At 41.4% G+C, this 21,133-nt stretch carries 22 protein-coding genes and 1 riboswitch; of the genes, 3 read left to right on the top strand and 19 right to left on the bottom strand.

The window, feature by feature from the left end:
* Positions 1–59: 59 nt before the first annotated feature.
* The 7 genes from ompW to phhA all read right to left on the bottom strand — a co-directional run bounded on the left by ompW (position 60) and on the right by phhA (position 6,633).
* Positions 60–713, bottom strand: a complete 654-nt coding sequence (gene ompW, locus ACHUGF_RS17325; protein ID WP_394133113.1) for an outer membrane protein OmpW — start codon at positions 711–713, stop codon at positions 60–62.
* Between the two features lie 338 nt (positions 714–1,051).
* The gene (locus tag ACHUGF_RS17320; protein WP_394133112.1) at positions 1,052–1,702 is read right to left on the bottom strand and encodes a nucleotidyltransferase family protein; all 651 of its coding nucleotides are present in this window, start codon (positions 1,700–1,702) and stop codon (positions 1,052–1,054) included.
* A gap of 120 nt (positions 1,703–1,822) precedes the next feature.
* Positions 1,823–2,473 (bottom strand): maleylacetoacetate isomerase, encoded by a 651-nt coding sequence (maiA, locus tag ACHUGF_RS17315; RefSeq protein ID WP_394133110.1) that lies wholly within the window; start codon positions 2,471–2,473, stop codon positions 1,823–1,825.
* 62 nt (positions 2,474–2,535) lie between these two features.
* Entirely contained in the window at positions 2,536–3,522 is a 987-nt protein-coding gene (locus ACHUGF_RS17310; protein ID WP_394133109.1) for a fumarylacetoacetate hydrolase family protein, read from the bottom strand.
* Between the two features lie 240 nt (positions 3,523–3,762).
* On the bottom strand, positions 3,763–5,301 hold the full coding sequence (gene tyrR, locus ACHUGF_RS17305; RefSeq protein WP_394133107.1) for a transcriptional regulator TyrR: 1,539 nt from the start codon (positions 5,299–5,301) through the stop codon (positions 3,763–3,765).
* A 159-nt stretch (positions 5,302–5,460) separates the two neighbouring features.
* On the bottom strand, positions 5,461–5,802 hold the full coding sequence (locus tag ACHUGF_RS17300) for a 4a-hydroxytetrahydrobiopterin dehydratase (RefSeq protein WP_394133106.1): 342 nt from the start codon (positions 5,800–5,802) through the stop codon (positions 5,461–5,463).
* A 33-nt stretch (positions 5,803–5,835) separates the two neighbouring features.
* On the bottom strand, positions 5,836–6,633 hold the full coding sequence (gene phhA / locus ACHUGF_RS17295) for a phenylalanine 4-monooxygenase (RefSeq protein ID WP_394133104.1): 798 nt from the start codon (positions 6,631–6,633) through the stop codon (positions 5,836–5,838).
* Positions 6,634–6,951: 318 nt separating this feature from the next.
* Between phhA and napF the strand changes: the two genes are divergently transcribed.
* Together napF and ACHUGF_RS17285 are read left to right on the top strand one after the other, a co-directional pair.
* Positions 6,952–7,434: a ferredoxin-type protein NapF gene (gene napF, locus ACHUGF_RS17290; protein ID WP_394133102.1), complete on the top strand. Its 483-nt coding sequence runs from the start codon at positions 6,952–6,954 to the stop codon at positions 7,432–7,434.
* Positions 7,435–7,555: 121 nt separating this feature from the next.
* Complete coding sequence (locus tag ACHUGF_RS17285; RefSeq protein WP_394133100.1) at positions 7,556–7,999, top strand: bactofilin family protein; 444 nt, start codon at positions 7,556–7,558, stop codon at positions 7,997–7,999.
* A gap of 167 nt (positions 8,000–8,166) precedes the next feature.
* Here the strand turns inward: ACHUGF_RS17285 and ACHUGF_RS17280 are convergent, their stop codons facing one another.
* The 12 genes from ACHUGF_RS17280 to hinT form a co-directional block, all read right to left on the bottom strand.
* The gene (locus tag ACHUGF_RS17280) at positions 8,167–8,592 is read right to left on the bottom strand and encodes a GFA family protein (RefSeq protein WP_394133098.1); all 426 of its coding nucleotides are present in this window, start codon (positions 8,590–8,592) and stop codon (positions 8,167–8,169) included.
* 80 nt (positions 8,593–8,672) lie between these two features.
* Positions 8,673–9,365 carry a DUF2982 domain-containing protein gene (locus tag ACHUGF_RS17275; RefSeq protein WP_394133096.1) on the bottom strand — a complete coding sequence of 231 codons (693 nt, stop codon included), beginning with the start codon at positions 9,363–9,365 and terminating at the stop codon, positions 8,673–8,675.
* Between the two features lie 110 nt (positions 9,366–9,475).
* Positions 9,476–10,324, bottom strand: a complete 849-nt coding sequence (locus ACHUGF_RS17270) for an ElyC/SanA/YdcF family protein (RefSeq protein WP_394133094.1) — start codon at positions 10,322–10,324, stop codon at positions 9,476–9,478.
* Between the two features lie 293 nt (positions 10,325–10,617).
* On the bottom strand, positions 10,618–11,166 hold the full coding sequence (locus ACHUGF_RS17265) for an NAD(P)H nitroreductase (protein ID WP_394133092.1): 549 nt from the start codon (positions 11,164–11,166) through the stop codon (positions 10,618–10,620).
* Positions 11,167–11,269: 103 nt separating this feature from the next.
* On the bottom strand, positions 11,270–11,860 hold the full coding sequence (locus tag ACHUGF_RS17260; RefSeq protein ID WP_394133090.1) for an HvfX family Cu-binding RiPP maturation protein: 591 nt from the start codon (positions 11,858–11,860) through the stop codon (positions 11,270–11,272).
* Positions 11,861–12,028: 168 nt separating this feature from the next.
* On the bottom strand, positions 12,029–13,177 hold the full coding sequence (locus ACHUGF_RS17255) for a phosphotransferase family protein (protein WP_394133088.1): 1,149 nt from the start codon (positions 13,175–13,177) through the stop codon (positions 12,029–12,031).
* Positions 13,174–13,845, bottom strand: coding sequence for a nicotinamide riboside transporter PnuC (gene pnuC, locus ACHUGF_RS17250; protein ID WP_394133086.1), 672 nt, complete (start codon positions 13,843–13,845; stop codon positions 13,174–13,176). Before pnuC ends, ACHUGF_RS17255 begins: the two co-directional genes overlap by 4 nt.
* Before the next feature lie 11 nt (positions 13,846–13,856).
* Positions 13,857–14,117: a hypothetical protein gene (locus ACHUGF_RS17245; protein ID WP_394133084.1), complete on the bottom strand. Its 261-nt coding sequence runs from the start codon at positions 14,115–14,117 to the stop codon at positions 13,857–13,859.
* A 198-nt stretch (positions 14,118–14,315) separates the two neighbouring features.
* On the bottom strand, positions 14,316–16,499 hold the full coding sequence (locus ACHUGF_RS17240; protein ID WP_394133082.1) for a TonB-dependent receptor: 2,184 nt from the start codon (positions 16,497–16,499) through the stop codon (positions 14,316–14,318).
* Positions 16,500–16,555: 56 nt separating this feature from the next.
* Positions 16,556–16,661, bottom strand: a riboswitch (TPP riboswitch).
* Positions 16,662–16,955: 294 nt separating this feature from the next.
* The gene (locus ACHUGF_RS17235) at positions 16,956–17,348 is read right to left on the bottom strand and encodes a YcfL family putative periplasmic lipoprotein (protein ID WP_394133080.1); all 393 of its coding nucleotides are present in this window, start codon (positions 17,346–17,348) and stop codon (positions 16,956–16,958) included.
* Between the two features lie 9 nt (positions 17,349–17,357).
* On the bottom strand, positions 17,358–18,401 hold the full coding sequence (locus tag ACHUGF_RS17230; protein WP_394133078.1) for a PaaI family thioesterase: 1,044 nt from the start codon (positions 18,399–18,401) through the stop codon (positions 17,358–17,360).
* Complete coding sequence (gene hinT, locus ACHUGF_RS17225; protein ID WP_394133076.1) at positions 18,394–18,747, bottom strand: purine nucleoside phosphoramidase; 354 nt, start codon at positions 18,745–18,747, stop codon at positions 18,394–18,396. The genes ACHUGF_RS17230 and hinT overlap by 8 nt, the downstream gene beginning before the upstream one ends.
* Positions 18,748–19,253: 506 nt before the next feature.
* Between hinT and ACHUGF_RS17220 the strand changes: the two genes are divergently transcribed.
* On the top strand, positions 19,254–21,014 hold the full coding sequence (locus ACHUGF_RS17220; protein ID WP_394133074.1) for a M61 family metallopeptidase: 1,761 nt from the start codon (positions 19,254–19,256) through the stop codon (positions 21,012–21,014).
* The last annotated feature ends 119 nt before the right edge of the window (positions 21,015–21,133 follow it).

Here is a 21,133-nt window from a genome sequence, read left to right as displayed (position 1 = left end):
CACCGAAACAAAAAAAGCCAGTCGCAAGACTGGCTTTTACTAAGTGTTAAGACTTCATCTTAAAACTTGTAACCAACACTGACCATGTATACCCATGGGTCAACGTCTACTGTCACTTCTGGATAAGGTGTTTCGCCTGCATTAAAGTTCACATCTGTAGAAATTTGTGCATACCAAACAGATGCATTCACAAGCCACTTATCAGTCACGTTGTAATCAATACCCGCTTGTGCCGCTAAGCCCCAAGAGTTGCTCATGCTTAAACTATTTAAATCAAACACACCTTCTAATGAATTGGTGATTTCATTATCAAAGAAGTTAGTGAAGTTAACACCTACACCCACATAAGGACGTAATTTTGAGTTGGCATTACCAAAGTAATATTGTGCAACAAGGGTCGGTGGCAAATGCTTTGTTTCAGCAATTTTGCCTACACCGTCAAGTGAAATATCGTGAGTAAACGGTGTAGCAGCAAGTAGCTCTACAGCCCAGTTATCAGTGATCATATAACCAAAGTTCAAACCTAATTGCGTGTTATCGCTCACTTCAAATTCAGACACATTTGCAATTACAGGACTCGACTCATTTGGTGCAACCATAACCGCACCAGCTCTTACAATAATGTCACCAGCTTGGTGTGCAATCGCACTTGTCGATGCGCCAGCTAACATTAAACCACTTACTAACAATCCTAGGGTCGCTTTTTTGTTCATATCCATACTCCGTGGGTGCAACAAATGAATGTTTTTATTAACATCCTTAATATTTGCGCCTACACTGCCAGAGTTTTTCATTAGCAACTTTGACACAGATCAATAACACGCGATAACTAAATCTAGGTAGATACACAACTTGATATAGATCACATTCGACCATGACATTTTGAAGTGTACATTAGGAATAATGCCATTAAGATCACGTAAGACGCATTTGAAATGTTTGTTTCATGAGTTTTTTAACGTTTAACTTTGTGAACCATAAATGGTGGGGTAAACACTTTTAACGAGCAGATGCCCCCTGTAGAAGTTACAAATACACAACAGATTTGATGTTATTTTATATGCAACATTGGGTATCTATCTAACCAACCTTTGCTATTTACTCGCTGAATAAATAATTGATGACTGCGCTTTGGGTTATGAGTGAGTGAATAATCAAATAAACACCTCAAACCAAAGGCTGCTTTGACTGTGATATTTGATAATAACATGGGTGATACGTCTTCAAAATGAGGCGTTGTTGAGTGCCAAATCCGATGCACATAATCGGTATCAATATCAGACAATTTAACTGCGACAGCGGTTTGCTTCTCTGGCCACCACTTCATAGCATCGATACAAGATTGATAGGGTTTATCGCCATTTCTACTATGCATACGCGCTTGATTTTTAACTGAGAAAGGCAAAGTTATGCGGCGCTTTAAATCTTGTTCAAACAGCTTATCTTGCTGTGCATCTGTTTGTGTATTTTGATAATAAATGACATCAATGTCATTTAATGGTGAATGCTCTATTTGGTGCAACTTATCCCAAATCAAGTTTCGCACAAAACCTGCGGCAATATACCAATCTCTAATCCCTTGTTGTTCAAACAAATACGCACACAAGCATAAAGCATGTGCGCGCATCTTATCTTCACTGATCCACTGTGCAACTTGTTGATCTAGCTGATCGTTATTTAGCGCTAAAAAATTTTTATCCAAACAATATTTCTCAACTATGGCTGCGACATATTACCCTTGTTAAATATCACATGCTCATCTAAAGGCTACACAAACAATAGGCAAGAGATTGATCACCAGCTTTATCAGTGCATTGCAACATTAACCGGCATCCGCTTGATTTTCAGGTAATGCATGTTCAAATGCGGCTAGCTCATTACACGCTTGATCTACTCTAACGATATTAGGGTATGCAGATAAATCTACATTAAAGCGTTTTGCGTTATATACCTGTGGCACAAGGCAGATGTCTACCAGAGTGACAGAGTCACCAAAACTATAACACCCTGAGTATTTCTCTAACTGTTGTTCAAGTGCGCTAAACCCCAAATGGATCCAGTGGTGGTACCATTTCATTTTATTGTCTTCAGTGACATCCATTTCATTGACGAGATATTGCAAAACTCTCAGGTTATCAAGCGGATGCACCTCACAGGCAATAGACATCGCCATTGCTCTTACAATGGCCCTTTCTTCAGTGCGTTCGGGCAATATACCTAGCTGCGGATAACGCTCTTCTAGGTACTCAATGATGGCTAGAGACTGGGTTAAACAAAACTCCTCATGGTCATTGGAATCAACCAATGCCGGGACTAAATGATGTGGATTCAGTGCGCTAAATGTTTCAGAAAATTGTTCACCACCATTTTTGACCAAGTGAATTGAAACATGTTCAGCTTCTAATTGTTTGTAATTAAGGGCGATTCTAACTCGATAAGCAGCACTTGAGCGCCAGTAACCATATAACTTCATCGTATTTCCTTATAAAAAAAGCAATAACGGCTGTTATTGCTTTTTATCCTGAATAAACAGCGTTAGCTTTTATATTCTACGACTTTTTGATCAATTGAACCAAAAATACTGACGTTATTTTCATCAAACATCTCAATACGCACTGTGTCTCCAAAACGCATGAATGGAGTTGAAGGCTTACCCTCAGCAATAATTTCAAGCATACGTTTCTCAGCTAAACAGCTTGAACCAGCACTGCGGTCATAGTTTGAAATTGTACCTGAACCAATTACAGCACCGGCACATAACGGGCGTGTCTTAGCCACGTGAGAGACAAGCTGGCTGAAGTTGAATGTCATATCAACACCTGCATTAGGTCGACCAAACAGTTCACCATTTAAATGAGTCACTAACGGTAAGTGAACTTTGCTATCTTGCCATTTATCACCTAATTCATCTGGTGTGATAGCGACAGGAGAGAATGCACTTGATGGCTTAGATTGGAAGAAACCGAAGCCTTTGGCTAATTCACCTGGGATAAGGTTACGCAATGACACATCGTTAACTAGCATAAGCAGTTTAATGTGTTTCTCTGCATTGTCGGTATCAACACCCATTGCAACATCGTCTGTCACCACGGCAATTTCAGATTCAAAGTCGATCCCAAACTCTTCACTCGCCATTGGGATATCAGCTTTAGGTGCGATAAAGCAGTCTGAACCACCTTGATAAACCAATGGATCAGTCCAAAAGCTTTCAGGCATTTCAGCGCCACGAGCCTTACGTACTAATTCAACATGGTTAACGTATGCACTGCCATCGGCCCATTGGTAAGCGCGTGGTAGTGGCGATAAACAGCGTGACTCTTCAAAGTCTACTGCATTATCCATTTGACCCGCATTCAGTGCTTCATATAACTCTTGTAGCTGAGGGTTTAGTAAGTCCCACGCATCCAGTAACTGTTGCATCGTATGAGCAATAGCGGGCACAGCCACTGCTTTGGTTAAATCTTTGCTAACTAGCATTAATTGACCGTCACGGCGGCCATTATCATAAGTGGCAAGTTTCATTATTGCTCCTGACTTGTTATTCCTTGCGATGCTTCAAACAGCACTCTGGCAAATTCTGATGGCTGTTAGAAATACCTGAAAATGAATCTAAATAAAATAGCGTGAGTTAAATCACATATCGGCTTTGAGTCAAGCCATATGTAAACCTATAGTTACACCTAAGTAATTTGCACGCTGCATACGCATTTAGCCATTGAAATGCGACGCCAAAACGCCGCATTGTGGCATTTTTTTGTTACATCACTTTTTCTTTGCAATTTTATAGTCACGCAATTTATTGGCAATTGCGGTATGCGATACACCAAGTTTCTTCGCTAACTGACGTGTACTCGGATAGGCTGGATATAATCGGCGTAATAAACTGGCTTCATATTTTTTCATTGCTTCATCTAACGAACCTTCAAACTCTTCGTCAAAGTAACCAAAACCTTCAGCATAAGATGGCAGCTTTAATTGCTCTACTGTCAATTCTGTCGCGCCATCCCACATGGAAACCGCACGGAAAATAGCATTTTTAAGCTGGCGCACATTGCCAGGCCATGCATAGCTAAATAAATAATCACGGCACGATGCAGATATCCGACGCAATGGGCTAGAAAGCTGCTGACTGTAATGTTCTAAAAACATCTCAGTTAACGGGATAATGTCAACTTTGCGCTCTCGCAATGCTGGCATGTGATAACTCAGCACGTGAATGCGATAGTATAAATCTTCTCTAAACTCACCCGCCTGACATAATTCAGCTAAGTGTTTTTGCGTAGAGCAGATAATGCGAATATCCGCCCTTACCTCTTCATCACCGCCGATGCGTCTGAAAGTACCATCTTGCAACAAGCGTAATAATTTTACTTGCGCAGTTTTAGACATTTCGGCGATTTCATCTAGGAACACAGTTCCGCCTTTGGCTTCTTCAAACAGGCCACGTTTAACCACTTGTCCATTGCTGACAAAACCAAATAATTCTTCTTCAGCGACGCTATCAGGCAAGGCAGCACAATTGATGGTGATAAACGCCTTCTCACGGCGCATACTTGCATCATGACTCGCCCGTGCCATCAATTCTTTACCCGTTCCGGTTTCACCAGTAATTAATAAAGGCGCATCAAGCTGAGCCATACGCTTGGCCTGCTTAAGCACCTCTTTCATTTTGTCACTGATGGCCAGTACATTATCAAAACCTGTGGTTTGATTTTGCAGTGCATTAAACTGTTTGCCGACTCTTGCAGGCGATTTTAATGACACTACTGCACCCGCTAAAATTTCAGTGCCATCTTCATCTGGTAGATAAATCGGCAACATTTCAGCTAAATATTCATTGCCATTGATTTGCAAACGATTTGCCTGAGCTAGCACTGGCGATTCACTCATCCAACGGGCAAAGTTAAACCCATGAACCCAATGGTTCAACGGCTCATCTAAAACCTCATGCTCTCCCATTCCCAAGGTCAATAAAGCCGATTCATTGGCAATACGTATACGTCCTTTGGAGTCAAGGGAGAAAACTGAATCAGGCAGGGTTTTTAATAAGGTTTTCAGAGCGTAGTGTTCTTGCTCTGAAGGCATAAAAGAAACGGTGCGAACATCATGAACGCTTTCGACTTTACGGATCTGAGGCAGTAGTTCTTTTAACGTGTCGAAATCGATTTCGGCAAATTGAAAAAATAAAAAGCCTTTATTGCTAGCGTCAATGGCAATCAAATTGATGCCATGTTGTTCTAAAACAATCAGAATATCTTTCGCGAGGCCGACACGATCGATACAACTTACTTCCAAACGCATAATTTGACCATTCCCTATTTTTAATAATGATTTTTGGAAACTGGGCATACGTTAGAGTGAACGGAGCAATGTGGCAAGTGATGTTTACACTAAATGTGTAACAATCTGAAACATTCAGCACCTTACGTTTACGTAACGTGCTGAATTTAGATACAAATGTTAGTCTTCTAATAACTGGTCTGTCTTCGCCGCCATAATGAAGTCATTCTTATGTAAGCCTTTTATTGAGTGTGACCACCAAGTCACTGTCACTTTGCCCCATTCAGTTAACATACCTGGATGATGAAATTCTTCTTCTGAAAGTTCGGCTAGCTTATTAGTAAATGCCATTGCCAATTTAAAGTTTTTAAACTTATAAACACGCTCAAGCTGCATAATGCCATCACGCACTTCGACTGCCCAATCAGGGATCATACGAATGAGCTCTGCTAATTCTGCGTCTGTTACTTTTGGTGCATCAGCTTGGCATGCTTCACACTTCATATCCGTTAATGCTGTCATTTTTACTCCTAGTTCAATGCTTCTATTTATATTCTAGCTAGCTTGTTTCTTTGCTGGAAACAAAGGGTCAAATAAACCTAACTGCTTAGCCTTTTCAACCTGAGCCATGATGTCCATCTTGGCAATCTCATCTAAATAGTCAATATTCTCAATCACATAATAAATTGGCTGCATAATATCAATGCGATAAGGCGTGCGTAACACATCTAACAATTCAAATGGCTTACGGATTGGTTCATCACCCATGGCATAAAGTGTTTCACCGGGTGAGCTTAAAATACCCCCACCATAGATATTCAGGTCGCCACCTTTGCTTTGCATTAAACCAAACTCAACGGTGAACCAATACAGGCGCGCTAAGAATACACGGTCTTCTTTTGATGCAGCTAAGCCCAGTTGACCATAAATATGCGAAAAGTTGGCAAATGCGGGGTTGGTTAATAAAGGGCAGTGACCAAATATTTCGTGGAAAATATCTGGTTCCTGTAAGTAATCAAATTCTTCTTTGGAACGAATAAAGGTAGCCACTGGGAATCGCTTATTGGCCAACAATTCGAAAAACTTGCCGAATGAAATCAGCGCGGGGACAGCTGATGTTTGCCAACCGGTAGTATCCAATAAAACCTTATCAATTTCAGGTAATTGTGGAATGCGATCCGTCGGCATGTTGAGTGCATCAACGCCATTTAAATAAGCATCACAGGCGCGGCCGGGCAAATTCTTGATTTGGCGCGCATAAAGTTGCTGCCATAATTGATTCTCGTTGTCTGAGAAATTGATATAACCCTGAGCATCTGGCTCATGGGATACATATTGCGTTGCCTTAGTCATTTTGTTTCACTTTACGTTAACTTCCTCCCTTCATACTGTGCCAGCTTGGCCATTTTGTTAACTAGTTCACAGTTTATTGTGTGAGCATTTTACGACATAAATCGTAAACTTATGAGTACATGGTTAAGATTCAAAATAAAAAACACTTAAAAATCATCAAGCTAATTGTGGATGCTATTTTTGACACATAACACTGTTGATCAAGCTTTACCTGATGAACCCCATAGTTTTAATAGCATTTATCAGTTACTGAATTACAATGGCAAGATTGAATTGGCCATTAGTAATGGCCAAACATGACTTCAATTTGAGGATGAAATGAGTCAAAGCATTAACCACAGCCGCCGCAATTTATTTAGGCGTAAAAAAGACAACGCTCTACGCCCTCCTTGGATAAAGCAGTCAATTGAATTTACTGACGTGTGTACGCGATGTGATAAATGTATTGCAGACTGTGAAACGCAAATCCTATTTCGGGGTGATGGTGGCTTTCCAGAAGTGGACTTCAAAAAGGATGAGTGTAGCTTCTGTCAGAAATGCGTCGATGCTTGTGATGAACCCATTTTTGACACACAGCAAGCGCAACCTTGGTCACTCAAAGCGCAATTAAATGATAAATGTTTAACCCTCAGTGGTGTATGGTGCCAAAGTTGTAAAGATGCCTGTGAGCCGCGTGCCATTCACTTTAAAATGGCTGTGGGACAAATCCCTAAGCCTGAATTTGATCTTGATGCCTGCACTGGCTGCGGCGCTTGTATCAGCCCATGTCCCAGTGATGCCATCGACATGAGTCGTTTATAGATAATTAATTTTCATGGTAATGTTAAACCCAGTGAAATAAATCACTGTGCAGTAGCTCTGAATCGTTTTATATTATTGAGCAGTAGACATTTGAGCCGCAAACAACAATAAAGAGCAGTTTATGTTTCAAGCAAAACAATCAAATAACCCATTAAGTTTTATTGCCCAGTCTTGCCAAGTAAAAGGCAACCTTACATTTTCTGGCGATATACTCATTGCGGGTACCATTGAAGGCAACTTATCCACCTCGGGTAATGTGGTCATTGAAGCTGGCGGTGTTGTCAAAGGCAACATTGAAGCAAAAGATGTCACTATTTCTGGCAACATGCATGGCGAAGCACACTGTCATAAATTAAGCATTGCTGATAAAGGTTGCTTTGAAGGTGATATTTTCAGTGAGAAATTGGAGATTGTAGAAAGCGGTCAATTTATTGGTCAGCGACACTTAGCCAGCGCTAAATCTGCTTCTAAGGCTGCTGTTACTACATCAAATACCAAAGAGAAAACCAATAAAGAAAAACCGAATGAACTTGCAGAAGAACAGCCATTAACTGAAAAACAATAGCCTAATCAAATATCTCTTTCATTTCAGATATATGATAAATAAAATGCCCAGCGATAACTGGGCATTTTATTTAAGAAATATCCACAAATCTAATAAAAATACTGCTTATATCAAGTCAAAGATATGTGACTTATTGCTTTCAATGACAAGTTCGCAGTAGTTCGAAGTTAATCTTTAGTCTGCCCTTGCTGATATCGCGGACACTCATCTTTAATCGTTAACCATTGCAGTTGGCTTTGAGTATAGATGTGATAAGTGGGTTGTACGGTATTAGGTTCATCTAAGGTCGTAATCGCTATCGTGTAGTAGTCAGGGTAGCGCGTATCCCTAAAACTCACACTCGCCCCACATGCTGCACAAAAACCGCGTCTGACATATTCAGAAGAAGCATATTCAGTCACTTCACCTTGTAGCCAAGTCACTTCAGTGACCTTAAAGTCCATCCAGGCACCAGCCACAGAACCAGTGCTTTTTTGGCAATGGCGACAATGGCAGTAGTCGGCTGCAAATGGAGGATGATCAATCCGGTATCTTAGTTGACCACACAGGCAACCGCCCTCTGCTGGTAAACTTAATTGATTAATTAGCGTCATACGCTATTCCTTATCGCAATAGTTATTTTAAGTTTTCAATAAAGATTGATTTGCCGTTGATTCACCTGAGAAAAAGCATGTTAACTCACTGGCTCTGTTAACTGAGTTTGCTGCCATTGTCTTACCAATGCAATAAACTCTTCAGGTAAACAGTCCAGCATATCAATGGGAATATAAACGTGATAACCAAGGATACTATTGAGCGTTTCACAGCGATGGCCAAACATGGCTAATACGCCTTTATATTGATACTCATCTACCGACAAAGGTGAAAACTCAATATTCATATAGTGTTCTAATGATTGCAGATCTTCATCTTGTATAGCCGCGCTCATCAGCAAGGGGCGTTGCTCAGTCAGTAAACCCGTCGCCAATCTAGGGGAAATACTATCTAATAATGGCGGTAGATGTTTTAGCTTAATGCCAACATAGGGAAGCTCACTCAGCTGCATATCCTGATGAACGCGTAATATATCAACACGCTGAATGTTACTCCATTCAAGTTGATATTGTCCGCGACGGTGATAAAAGCCTAATACATCAGCACTGAGTTTGATGCTAACTTCAGGCTCTTTTAGTTTATACACGCCTAAAATAGTGCCGATAATACCTAAAGAAAACAGAATTAAGGCCATCGCAAATAGTGATTTTGCAAAAATAAACATTAATAAACCGGCAAGTAAAGCACTGCTACCCAACACCGTTAATGTAATGCCATTGCGCTTAGAAATCGGTCTTATATGATGCTCATCCGCAGGCGGCAATACTGTCATCGAGTTTTCCTTTATTGTGTTGTTTAACAAGACTTTGGCCTAAAACTGGCACATGGTTATTAAGCTTGTTATGGTTCTTGTGATGAATCACCGATTCATTAAGTGGCAATTTAACCATACCCTTTAAAAAACAACCATAACCGCCCCACATATTCATGGATGGCTTTTTGGCTATTCAATAAATGTTGCGCATCCAGTCGCCACCATGCGCCATGCCTCTGGATAAAGTCACTTGGCGCAGCTGTCGGCTGCATACCAAGATAAGTAAAAATAGACATCGATCTCGGCATGTGAGTGGCTGAGGTTACCAGCCTAAAGGGTTGTTCACCAATCAGCGCTAAGGCAGCCTGAGCCTCCTCTATGGTATCTTTAGGATGATCAAAGCGAATAATTTTCTCAGGTGTGACCCCAAATTCAATTGCCGCATTGGCCATCATTTGCGCGTGAGATTGAGGTAAATATCCACCGCTCCAGCCACTGACAATAAGCTTACATTGTGGCGCGAGTTGCCACTGTTTTACCCCTTCAGACAATCTTGCCAAAGCGGTACTAGAGAGTTGCTGTAAACTTGTATGCTCGGTTGCGGCGCGATTTCCAGAACCCAGTACCATCACAAAACAAGACTCACTAGTATCATTAGAATCTTTATTATCCCAAATAAGTCTATCTGGGGTATCTATCTCAATACCTGAGGTTAACAATGCACTTGCGGGCATCTGATTTTGCACTGGATATTGCTTTTCTAACGTCGCCACTAATGCATTACTCACATGTAATTGGCTCAAAAGCACCACAAGACTTACGCCTACAGCAATAAAGCTGATACCCAATGTTCTAGCGCGACTGATTTTTTTATTGAGATAGCCGCTACAGATTAACAGCAGGCCAGTGACCACAAGTAAACTTGCTAAGGGAATTGGCATAAACAACTGACTGACGAGCTTTTTAACCCAAAACATAAAAGGCAATCGTTATCCTATTTTGATATTTAATCTGAAAAAAACGTACTAGTTAAGCTGCTCACTATTATTGGTATAGATCGCAAGTTGAACAAAATTACCATGACGTTTAAATTGTGCGGCTATTGTGGGAAAGCAATGAGTCTGTGTCAATCATCTAATTGTCACAGCTAGAAAAAATCGTTTATATGGTTAGCCATTTTGCCTGAGTAGTGCCAAACATAGCTATAAGCAGCATTAAAAAAGCGTTTACCCTTTCAGATAAACGCTTCAGTTAAACAGTTGATTGGCGATTATAAATATCTTACAAAATCACTGCCCGATTTTTGTGGTTTAATATTGGCGTTCAACGCGGGTGTTCCAATATATAAAAAGCCGACCACTTGATCATCTTGCGCCAACCCTAACCCCTGATTAACGTTTGCATCGAACGCAAAATCGCCAGTACGCCACACAGCACCAAGACCAAGCGCAAATGCAGCTTGTTGCATTGCCATCGTCGCGCAGCCTGCTGCTAAGTGTTGTTCTAACACTGGAACCTTTGGATGCTCCTGAACTTTTGCCACCACGGTGATAACCATTGGTGCACGGTGAGGCATTTTTTTAGCTTTCTCAACAAAGCCTTCTTCAGCGCCTTTAGCCAATGCAGCTTGCGATAACACATCACCTAATTTATCCAGTCCTTCCCCTTGGGCAATAACAAATTCCCAAGGCGACAGACCACAATGATCAGGTACGCGAATACCGGCATCAAGAATGAATTGTAATTGTGCTGCATCAGGTGCTGGAGCAGTCAATCGTGGCGTTGATTGGCGAGTTAGCAGTAAGGTTTTAGCGTCCACTGTACGTCCTTTTTATACTATTTTTCAGCTATATTAACAAATATCCCACCAGGTTGGTGGGATATTTTACTTGCTGAATTACATCATTTTTTTGATTTTATGCTTAACTGAATTTCTTGCTGATGAAATGATCGACACTAGTAAAGCGACCACCTCCCATCATTAATAACGCTAACAGCATCACAAAATAGGTTATCGCGAACTCAATACCATTATTTAAGACCACGAAATTACCTGAGCTTGTCAGCCACTCATAATTGCCATGCTCTTGTAAGATACTCTTTGCCATCGCCAACTTCTCAGAAGATGCTGCAACAGACTCATTGGCAAGCCACGAACTAGCATCAGCAATTGCGAGCCAGCCATTTTCCCAATGTACTGCAAATGCCGCCACCAACATGGTAAACATCATTGGAATTGCCACAAGGCGAGTGGCTAAACCTATTAACAATAGAATACCGCCAAAAAACTCAGTACCCGCAGCTAATGCCACCATCAGCTCAGGCATGGGTAAACCTAGTCCCCAATCAGGATTGCCAAACCATGCGGCAGTATCACTAAAGTGAGAAAGCTTGTTATAGCCTGCCTGCATTAATACTGGCGCTAAATAAATCCTTAAAGCTAGAGGCGCAAGGCCATCAAGTAGTTTGATTCTGTCAAACACCTGATTATATAAATTTACAATTGATTGCATGGTTCATCCTTATGAACGGGTCATTACTTTATCTACTTTAAAAGACCTTAACTCAGGCCTGTTTATTTCAAACTAATTGAAACTTAGATGACATGGCTAATTTTGCGAGCAAATATGACTATCAAGGGAAAAGCATAAAACAGAACAAACATATGTCTATGATGGTAATTAATCCGTCAACTGAGCAATAGCATGCTGAAAGTAATCAATATAGTGCTGTGCCTTATTTGGTTCATTTACCCACATTAATAGCGCCCACATGGCAGCAAATACCCAATACATATTCAGCGCCGAATCAAGCTGTTTATCACCGATTGATGTTAGTGACATTTGCGAGACATAGCTAGCCAAGAGCTGCTCAGCTTGTTGTCTAGTGAAATGGTGACTGGCCACCACACTGGCAACATCGAATAAAGGATGGCTGGCAACGGCATATTCAAAATCAATACATTGCAATTTCGGCTGTTTGCATTGATTCGTGGTCAATAAAATATTGTCTGGCGATAAGTCTCTATGACAAAAAGTTAAATTGAATTGAGGTTTATCTAACTCAGATAACCACTGAATAATTGAAGAATGTAGATTAACAATGCCATTAAAACATGCTTGCCAAGATGTCTCTTTCGATGGTTGATGACAGCCCAGCTTAATGGGATTCGAGTTAACTGTCTTTACCTCAACCCATTGAGAAACAGGCAATTGTGGAACGGCTATTTCCCTATCTACGATGACAGCGCTATAACGCTCAAGCTGTTCAAGATAATCATTATATTGCTGTGTTACTGACATTTGCACATCAGGTACAGGCAATTTATGTAATGAGACTAATAAGTCTGTCAGTAACGGAATGAATTGCTCGCTTGATAAGGTAGGTCTGTTTTGCTGTTTAGCTTGTTGTTGGTTAGCTTGTAGTCGCTTAGTTTTTTGTTGCTGATTATTTGATTCCGCTATCAAGCTCTGATCATTGATCATACCTTGCCAAGATTGTGCTTGGTTTACATACTCACTCAAGTAATACTCACCATTCAATGAGTACCACAATAACTTTGGTGCTAAATCTTGTAAGTAAGCTTGTTGCCAGCAAGCGGTTTCTAACTGTCTGTTACACCATGTACTTGACTGAGTATTTATTCTCAGCACTTTATCACCGTCAATGCAGTGCAGCTGCAAGTTAGTATTACTTAAGCCAGACAAGCTGGAAATCGTAGTGCACGTTTGTTGTAGCTGTTGCCAAAGCTGAGCAGGCATAAGATTTTGTAGTTGAGTAATCACATCATCGACTAAAAATCGACTCAGCTTGGCTTCGAGGGAGTTCATAGACTCGCAATCGCCGCGTTGTGTTGTGAAGGTTCAAGTCGCTTTTTCCACATAAAATAACCCGCAACAGCCATAAACACATAACCGACAAACAATAGCGATGTCAGCATCAACCCTTTGTGGAAATACAGATAAATACTCACTAAATCAATCACCACCCAATACAACCAGTTTTCCAATACTTTTTTGGCAACCAAGTAAGTCGTCATTACCGCAAAACAGGTTGTTGCCGCATCAAGGTAAGCAAATGACGCTTGGGTGTATGTCGCCATTACATAGCCCAAAATCAACGAAATGACACTTGTAACTGCAATAATGGTTAAGTGTCGTTGCAATGACCATGACACAATATCTGAACCAGTTTGAGAGGCTGAGCCAGTGTTGGCAGCTTGCTCTGATGGCAAGGCATTATTAGGACGGTATACCCACAACCAGTAACCGTAAACCGCCATGCCCATGTAATAGACATTGAGTGCCGATTCCATCAATAACGAGACATTCCAAAACAGCACGGTATAAATTAACGTACTAAAAAAAGCGGCAAACCAGCAAAGTTTATTGGCTTTCATTGCCAGTGCTAAATACGCAATCGCTAACACTACCGCGACTGATTCCCAAGCAGTCATTGCGCCTGCATCGGCAATGGCCTGAGAGAATGCCTCAATCATATTAGTTCCTGTTATTCGCTATGACTGAGATCTAACTCACCGCCAATAAATTTACATACAAACGCAGCTTTACCAAACTTCTCGTGAGCAGCTTGCATTTCGATAGCAAGCATATTCATCACATCAGCATACTCACCGCACACTTGAGTGGCCATTGCATTGGTTTTACGCTCAATATTGGCGTAGCCATCAAGGCGCTGGATAAACCATTTAATCGGCTCAAGATATTGCTCATTAAATGGATACATACTAATTTCTGCAGTTAATTTCATGGGTTACCCTTTTATAATCATAACCAAACAATAGTTAAAGCATGCCTAGGTTACACATCACTACTAAGGTTTAGTAGGGAATTGGTTTAACAGGTACTTGGTTTAACAAGTAGCCGGTATTACAAGGTCAATTTTTAATATTCAACAATATAACAACGGCAGCTTTCGCCGCCGTTAATGGGGAAACGCGTTCACGATTTACATGATTTTATATTCTAACGTTAAACCAAGTTGACGCGGATCAGCATAGCGGATGTATTGCTTGTCAGCCCAGTCTAGGTCTGGCTCATTACCAAAGTAGAAGCCACGCACACCATATTGCTTATCAAACAAGTTACGACCCCAAAGGTAAGCTGACCAAGAGTCAGCTTCATAACCTAAACGAGCATTAAAGATGGTATAAGCTTCTGATTTTGAGTCGTTGCTATCTGAGTAATAAAAATCACTTTTACCACTGGCATTGATATTGGCAAACCAGCCCTCATCAGCAAAATACGTCATACCCATGCTGTAAGTGAAACGTGGTGAGTGGGCTAAATCACGACCAGTTAAGTCAACAACACCACCGTATTTGTCACTGTACTGGTAATCACCATAAGCGGTCTCTAACCAGCCCAAACTACCATATACTTGGATGTTATCAGTTGGATACCAATTAGCATCTACTTCAGCACCATAATTATGAGAGCTGCCCGCATTTTCAGTGAACAAAATAAAGCGTTGTGGGTTATCAGGGTCTTGTATAGAAGCCGCTACTTGTTGATCGCGTCTATCCATATAGAACAGCGCAAAATTGCTGTCCACGTCACCATCAAACCAGCTCGATTTTAAACCCAACTCGTAGTTATATAGCGTTTCAGTATCAAATTCTTTTTTATCAGCCAATTCAGGTGGTAATGTCATATTAAACCCACCTGCTTTATAACCTCGAGCCACTCTAATATAAGCATTATGATCGTCATTAATCACTTTAGATAACGCAATGTGGCCACCCCACATGTTTTCTGAAGGCTCAAATACATCACCATTTGAATCCATATAGTCGCTTTCACGTCGCTCGATACGTAAACCAGTTGAAAGCAAGTAGTCAGAGCCTAATTGCGTATCTAGTTGAGCAAATACTGCATAGTTAGTCGCTTCATAATCCGACACTAACACTTCATCTGGCCACTCGTTGTATTCAGAATACAAATCATTGTCTTCTTGCAGATTCATCGCATACACGCCAACTAGCCAGTCAGTAGAATCATTAAAGATTTTGCCTGATTCTGTTGAAGATAAACGAAACTCTTGAGACACGGTTTTGCGGGTACCACGCTTATCCCAGAAATAGTCATATACACACGGCTCTTTGCCAATCACATTCCAGTCATCATCATAGGCAACACATTCCTTACCAGCCCAGTAATCAGGATTTGCCCAGTCACCATCATACATATGGCGGTGATCGGTTTTCGCAAATGATGTTAACGATGTTAGTTCAACATTCTCAGCACCTGAGTAAGTGAACTTAAGGCCAGCACCTGTGGTTTTCTGGGTATCGACACCAGGCATATCTGTAAGGGTATTGAAGCCGTTGTTATCTAATGTCCAAGCATCATAGCCATTATCAAAATTGCCGTGCAGCAAGTTTAAGTCAATTTGCAAGGTGTCGGTTGCATACCAGCGCAACTTAGCACGCGCGGTCAGCTCATCACGGCCATTGGTGTCATCGCGGCCTAAGTAATCATTAGTGCGGTAACCATTTTGATCATGCTTTTCTACTGATACACGGTAAAGTAAATCACCAGAGTCGGTGATGGGGCCCGAACTGAAACCTGAGAAAGTACGTAAGTCATCATCGCCTAAGCTGACTTTAGCGCCGTGTTCGAAATAATCTGTTGGATCATTACTTTTAAGGTAAATCAAACCTGCCAAGGCATTAGCACCATATTGAGTACCTTGTGGGCCTCGAAGTACTTCAACTTGCTGCATGTCGTACATGCTAGAGACCATGCCTAAGCCAGATAAATCGATATCATCAACAATGAAGCCCACAGAAGAGTTAGGAGCGCCTTGATATTGCTCTTGCTCACCCACACCACGAATTTGGAAGTATTTAGGGCGAGAACTACCGCCCGACCAGTTAAAGTTAGCAATAGAATTCAATACATCTTCAAAATGCTGTGCACCTTCATCTTGCAATTGCTGCTCTGAAATGACTGTGACGCTTGAAGGCATTTTTTCAAGTTGAATGTTACTAAAATCGGCATTAACAACAATAACTTCCATTTGCTCTTCTTCGGAAACAACGGGAGTATTGGCAGCATGTGTACTGATACTGGTCGAAAAGGTGGCGATAATCGCTAAGGCTAGCGATGATTTAGATTTAAATGACAACATAGGACCTCAAATTCCAATTTTGAGATCCGGCATCGGTAGCAATAAGATGTGCACAGAATAAAGATGTAGCCCATTCCTACGCCGGTATTAGCCGGATCAGGTTCTAAGGGTTTGTATTTCAACATCTCAGTCAGCGTTACGCTAACACCCCTTGGCGACGGGGATTATACCTAAAAGAACTTAGAATTTGCTATTGAATAATACTTTATATTAACCCGATTGAAGCAAAAACACGCAAAACCATCACATGTCACGCTGATTTGATACCAGTGTTAACATTCTCGGTCAGTGCAAGCTGGTTTTTGCTCAACGAGCAGCTTTGCACAAAATTATGCTTGCCCACTCACAGGTAAATACATTAAAAAACACAATGAACAGATGTAATGCGGCAAATATCAGGGATATCCCCAATTAACAGCAGATGCCGCATTAATTGATTGGATTTATGGCGCGCTGTTAATGTGAGAACGCTTTTCTCACATACACTTCAAAGCGGCTCGCTTGAGGATTTGGCGCCACGGCTGCGACCTGCATTTGCTGCATTCCGTGAAGTTTCAGCGACTTCCAGCTGCTTGCTTCATCTTCTAAAGTAAAGCCCTCAGCGTCATACCAAGTGAATTTATACTGTAAACGTAAATCTGTTGCTACACGGCTTGCAATGACTGCAGAGCCTTGCAATAAATCGCCTGACATACGCTGGCGCACATCTGACACGCTGACTTCACTTTCAAATTTACGGTTATCAACCCGAATGTCACCTGTTGAGCTTGCTGAAATGCCCGCTGTATGATTTGCACAGCCTGTGACGACTAATGCTAAAGCAATCATTAACCATTGCGTTATTTTCATATCTCGCTCCTATTCTAATAAAAAGTGTGCCCGAGCAGTGGCTATCAACTGCTTACGGTTAGATTGCCAACAATTTATGCTAACGTTGGCGACACGTCTACCCTGACGTGTAATTTTACACTCGGCAAAGGTGTCTTGATGTAAACCCGCACGTAAATAATCGATAGAAAAATCGATAATTTTAGGGACTTTTTTGGCTTGCATAAATACCATTAACTGCACAATGGCCGACATTTCCATAAAACCAGCGATCACGCCACCATGAATTGCAGGCAAAATTGGGTTACCAATGTTGCTGCCTTTTGTGGGTAGCTTGAACACCATTTCATCGCCAAAGCGTTCAACAGACATGCCAATAAACTGTGAGTACGGTACCTTCTCAAGTAAATAGCTGTAGTCATTCAATTCAATGGCACGCTTGACCACATCCTGTACATTTAACGGGTCAAATTGGCCATCTTGCTGGATTAACTCTGCAGCTGTATTCTCATTTGCAGACATTAACTCATCCGCACCCTCTGGTGAGAACAACGGCTCTGCATCGCCCATCAAAGCTTGTCTAAACTCTTCGCCAATCATTTCAGGGCTAATGCGCATAAAAGAGCCCACAGCATGAGCAATAGGCTCATCAATACTGTCTTGATACGCAATAGCACGCGTAAAGGCCACGCTAGAAGTCAGCCTATAACACTCAACAAAGGCATACACAGCCTTGTTGGGTTCAGCTGGGCGCATATAATCAACCCGTAAATCAAGAGTTGGTGATATTTCCAGCGATTTAAATTTATCTAAAATGGCGCAAACCACTGCAGTACCACAAGCGGTATCAATAATCGTGGTAATGACACCACCATGAATCACCCCCGTATCTGGGTAGCCAACAATGTCTTGGCTGTAAGGTAATTCAAGCAATACATGGTGTTCACTGGCCTCTTGCACAGTTAAACCTAACTTTCTGCAATGGGCTAATTGATTAACAAAGCGAGTAGCCACTTCAGTCAGTGGAAAAAATTCAGGATTAACCTTTAAGGTTTTATCAATATGATCAGTCATGAGATAACATTGGTCCTAGTGGACGACCACCAACAAGGTGCATGTGAATATGGTAAACCTCTTGGCCACCATGCTTATTACAGTTCATGATTAATCGATATCCATCTTCAGCAATCCCTGCTTCATCAGCCAGTTTTGCAGCCACTGTCATCATTCTTCCTAATGCTTTTTCATCAGACGCTTTGACATCGTTAGTCGTTGGGATCAAGTGGTTTGGAATAATTAAGATGTGTGTTGGCGCTTGGGCTGCAATATCTCTAAATGCGGTGACTAACTCATCTTGATAAAGAATATCTGCAGGAATTTCTCGACGAATGATTTTACTAAAGATGGTTTCTTCGGCCATGGTGACATCCTCATGTTACATGATTGTCGTTGCTTGTAGTTGTAAACGTTTATTGTAGCAACTCAAGGGTTGATTGCATGTGGATTCTAGCAATTGTTATGGGGCTGGCACTAGTAAAAGCGTAATAATCTCAAGCAGTCAGCCTAATTTTTATCTTAATTATTTGTCAGTGTCACAAATAACCACATCACCTCGATAAAAATAACTAGGGCTTGTTGACCTTTCAAAATTACTTTTGCAGCGCGTTATAGGAAATTTATACAAGGCAGCGCTTTTGATGTGTAATTACTCCACATGATAAGTCGTTCACGCAGTATTAAATGACAACAAGTACTGCCGTATTACAGCTTGTTTAATATGCGAGCTGAGTTATCCAAACATCAAAAGCCATTGCCTAATGCAACTGATTTTGGCAGCATGAGCCACACTCATATCAAGCTTGTGTGGCGAGTCAACGTCACACCTAGATATTATTGAGCCCAATCATCATAAAAGGGACTGACTTCATGCATTACCATATTCACGCCATAGACCCAAAAGCCCACTTATTTGAGGTAAGTGTCAGCATCGAACATGCCCAAGCTCAACAAGTATTCACCCTGCCCGCTTGGCTACCTGGCAGCTATATGATCAGAGATTTCGCTAAAAACATTATTAACCTCAAAGCTTATGATCAACAAAAGCAACCATTAACGATTAACCAAATCGATAAGCAAACATGGCAAATCAATAATGCTGCTGGCGTCGTGTCTCTAAGCTATCAAGTCTACGCGTGGGATTTATCGGTAAGAACTGCGCATTTAGATACCAACCATGGTTTTTTTAATGGCAGCAGTGTTTTTCTGGCCGCTAAAGGGCTTGAATCTCAACCACATCAATTAACCGTCGCAAAACCTGCGTTAGCTGAATTACACGATTGGAAACTTGCCAGTAGTATGGCCCGCACCCAAGGTGAGCAATTTGGTTTCGGTGAATTCAGTGCAGAAAACTATGATGATTTAATTGATCACCCTTTTGAAATGGGTGACTTAACCATTGCCACTTTTGAAGCCTGTTCAGTCCCTCATGATATTGTGCTCAGCGGTAAACATCGCGCGTACATGCCAAGACTCATTAAAGACTTAACCGCCATTTGTGAATACCAGATCAAGTTTTTTGGCACACCCGCTCCCTTTGAACGCTATGTGTTCATGACCACAGTACTAGATAAAGGCTTTGGCGGTCTTGAACATAAGGCGTCAACGGCACTAATGTGTTCCCGAAATGATTTGCCTACATCGATGGATGCTGAAGTAACCAAAGGGTATCGCACCTACTTATCACTGTGTAGTCACGAGTATTTTCATAGCTGGAATGTAAAGCGGATTAAGCCAGCAGAGTTTACCCCATTTGATTTGAGCCAAGAGTCTTACACGAAACAATTATGGGCTTATGAGGGGATCACCTCTTACTTTGATGATTTTATCACCTACCGCAGTGGCCGAGTCAGTCAAAAACAATACCTTGATATGCTCAGCGAACTGATGACTCGCGTTTATCGTGGCCAAGGGCGCTTTATACAAACACTGAATGACTCCAGTTTTAATACTTGGACCACTTTCTACCAACAAAAAGAAAATGCCGCTAACGCCATTGTGAGTTACTACACCAAAGGCGCGATGTTTGCCTTAATGCTTGATTTAACCTTGCGTATCGAAACCCAAGGAAAATATTCCTTAGATGATGTGATGACCGAGTTATGGCAACAATATGGTCTAACCGGTATAGGTACCGAAGTAGATTCACATCAGCGCATTGTAGAATCCTTGTTAGGGCGAAATTGCGATGAGTTATTTGCTTATCTAAACTCAACTGACGACTTGCCACTTGCACCATTACTTGAAAAAGTCGGTGTAAAACTGAACTTGCGCACCAGCCAAGGCGCAGAGGATACTGGCGGCAGTCATCATCAAGGCTACAAAGTGGCATTTGGTGCTAAAGTGGCTCCAGCGCCACTAGGCGTTAAAGTCCTCGCTGTTGCCCATGATAGTCCAGCCCATCAAGCAGGTCTGAGTGCTGGTGATATATTCATAGCCGCTGATAATCTACAAGTTGATAGCAGCTTTGAAAAACAACTGCAAAACCTTGAAATCGGTACAGAACTTAACCTGCACTGGTTTAGACGAGATGAGTTAATGCAAGGAAAATTGGTGTTAACTGAAAGCCCTAAAGATACTGTCAGTTTATCTATCATTGATGCCGATAAAACAACGCTTTGGCTAGGATAAAGACTGAACTAACACTACTGCTCAGTCACCTATTGAGTAAACGACAAAAATAGCCTAACTGCTAATAAAGAAGCCGCGATAACCTAATCGTTATCGCGGCTTTATTCTATATTGCATCA

It is taken from the genome of Shewanella maritima, assembly GCF_043643735.1.
Classification (GTDB): domain Bacteria; phylum Pseudomonadota; class Gammaproteobacteria; order Enterobacterales; family Shewanellaceae; genus Shewanella; species Shewanella maritima_A.
The sequence above is the reverse complement of the archived record's forward strand: the minus strand, read 5'-3'. Positions and strand labels throughout refer to the sequence as shown.

Excerpts from the sequence above, each read along its gene's own strand:
- ACHUGF_RS17240 (WP_394133082.1), bottom strand. The coding sequence starts at position 16,499 with ATGTTGTCATTTAAATCTAAATCATCGCTAGCCTTAGCGATTATCGCC.
- ACHUGF_RS17300 (WP_394133106.1), bottom strand. The coding sequence starts at position 5,802 with ATGACAGCATTAACGGATATGAAGTGTGAAGCATGCCAAGCTGATGCA.
- ACHUGF_RS17310 (WP_394133109.1), bottom strand. The coding sequence starts at position 3,522 with ATGAAACTTGCCACTTATGATAATGGCCGCCGTGACGGTCAATTAATG.
- tyrR (WP_394133107.1), bottom strand. The coding sequence starts at position 5,301 with ATGCGTTTGGAAGTAAGTTGTATCGATCGTGTCGGCCTCGCGAAAGAT.
- ACHUGF_RS17270 (WP_394133094.1), bottom strand. The coding sequence starts at position 10,324 with ATGTTTTGGGTTAAAAAGCTCGTCAGTCAGTTGTTTATGCCAATTCCC.
- pnuC (WP_394133086.1), bottom strand. The coding sequence starts at position 13,845 with ATGATTGAGGCATTCTCTCAGGCCATTGCCGATGCAGGCGCAATGACT.
- phhA (WP_394133104.1), bottom strand. The coding sequence starts at position 6,633 with ATGACTAAGGCAACGCAATATGTATCCCATGAGCCAGATGCTCAGGGT.
- hinT (WP_394133076.1), bottom strand. The coding sequence starts at position 18,747 with ATGGCCGAAGAAACCATCTTTAGTAAAATCATTCGTCGAGAAATTCCT.
- ACHUGF_RS17235 (WP_394133080.1), bottom strand. The coding sequence starts at position 17,348 with ATGAAAATAACGCAATGGTTAATGATTGCTTTAGCATTAGTCGTCACA.
- ACHUGF_RS17230 (WP_394133078.1), bottom strand. The coding sequence starts at position 18,401 with ATGACTGATCATATTGATAAAACCTTAAAGGTTAATCCTGAATTTTTT.
- ACHUGF_RS17280 (WP_394133098.1), bottom strand. The coding sequence starts at position 8,592 with ATGACGCTAATTAATCAATTAAGTTTACCAGCAGAGGGCGGTTGCCTG.
- ACHUGF_RS17285 (WP_394133100.1), top strand. The coding sequence starts at position 7,556 with ATGTTTCAAGCAAAACAATCAAATAACCCATTAAGTTTTATTGCCCAG.
- napF (WP_394133102.1), top strand. The coding sequence starts at position 6,952 with ATGAGTCAAAGCATTAACCACAGCCGCCGCAATTTATTTAGGCGTAAA.
- ACHUGF_RS17255 (WP_394133088.1), bottom strand. The coding sequence starts at position 13,177 with ATGAACTCCCTCGAAGCCAAGCTGAGTCGATTTTTAGTCGATGATGTG.
- maiA (WP_394133110.1), bottom strand. The coding sequence starts at position 2,473 with ATGAAGTTATATGGTTACTGGCGCTCAAGTGCTGCTTATCGAGTTAGA.
- ACHUGF_RS17245 (WP_394133084.1), bottom strand. The coding sequence starts at position 14,117 with ATGAAATTAACTGCAGAAATTAGTATGTATCCATTTAATGAGCAATAT.
- ompW (WP_394133113.1), bottom strand. The coding sequence starts at position 713 with ATGAACAAAAAAGCGACCCTAGGATTGTTAGTAAGTGGTTTAATGTTA.
- ACHUGF_RS17260 (WP_394133090.1), bottom strand. The coding sequence starts at position 11,860 with ATGCAATCAATTGTAAATTTATATAATCAGGTGTTTGACAGAATCAAA.
- ACHUGF_RS17220 (WP_394133074.1), top strand. The coding sequence starts at position 19,254 with ATGCATTACCATATTCACGCCATAGACCCAAAAGCCCACTTATTTGAG.
- ACHUGF_RS17275 (WP_394133096.1), bottom strand. The coding sequence starts at position 9,365 with ATGACAGTATTGCCGCCTGCGGATGAGCATCATATAAGACCGATTTCT.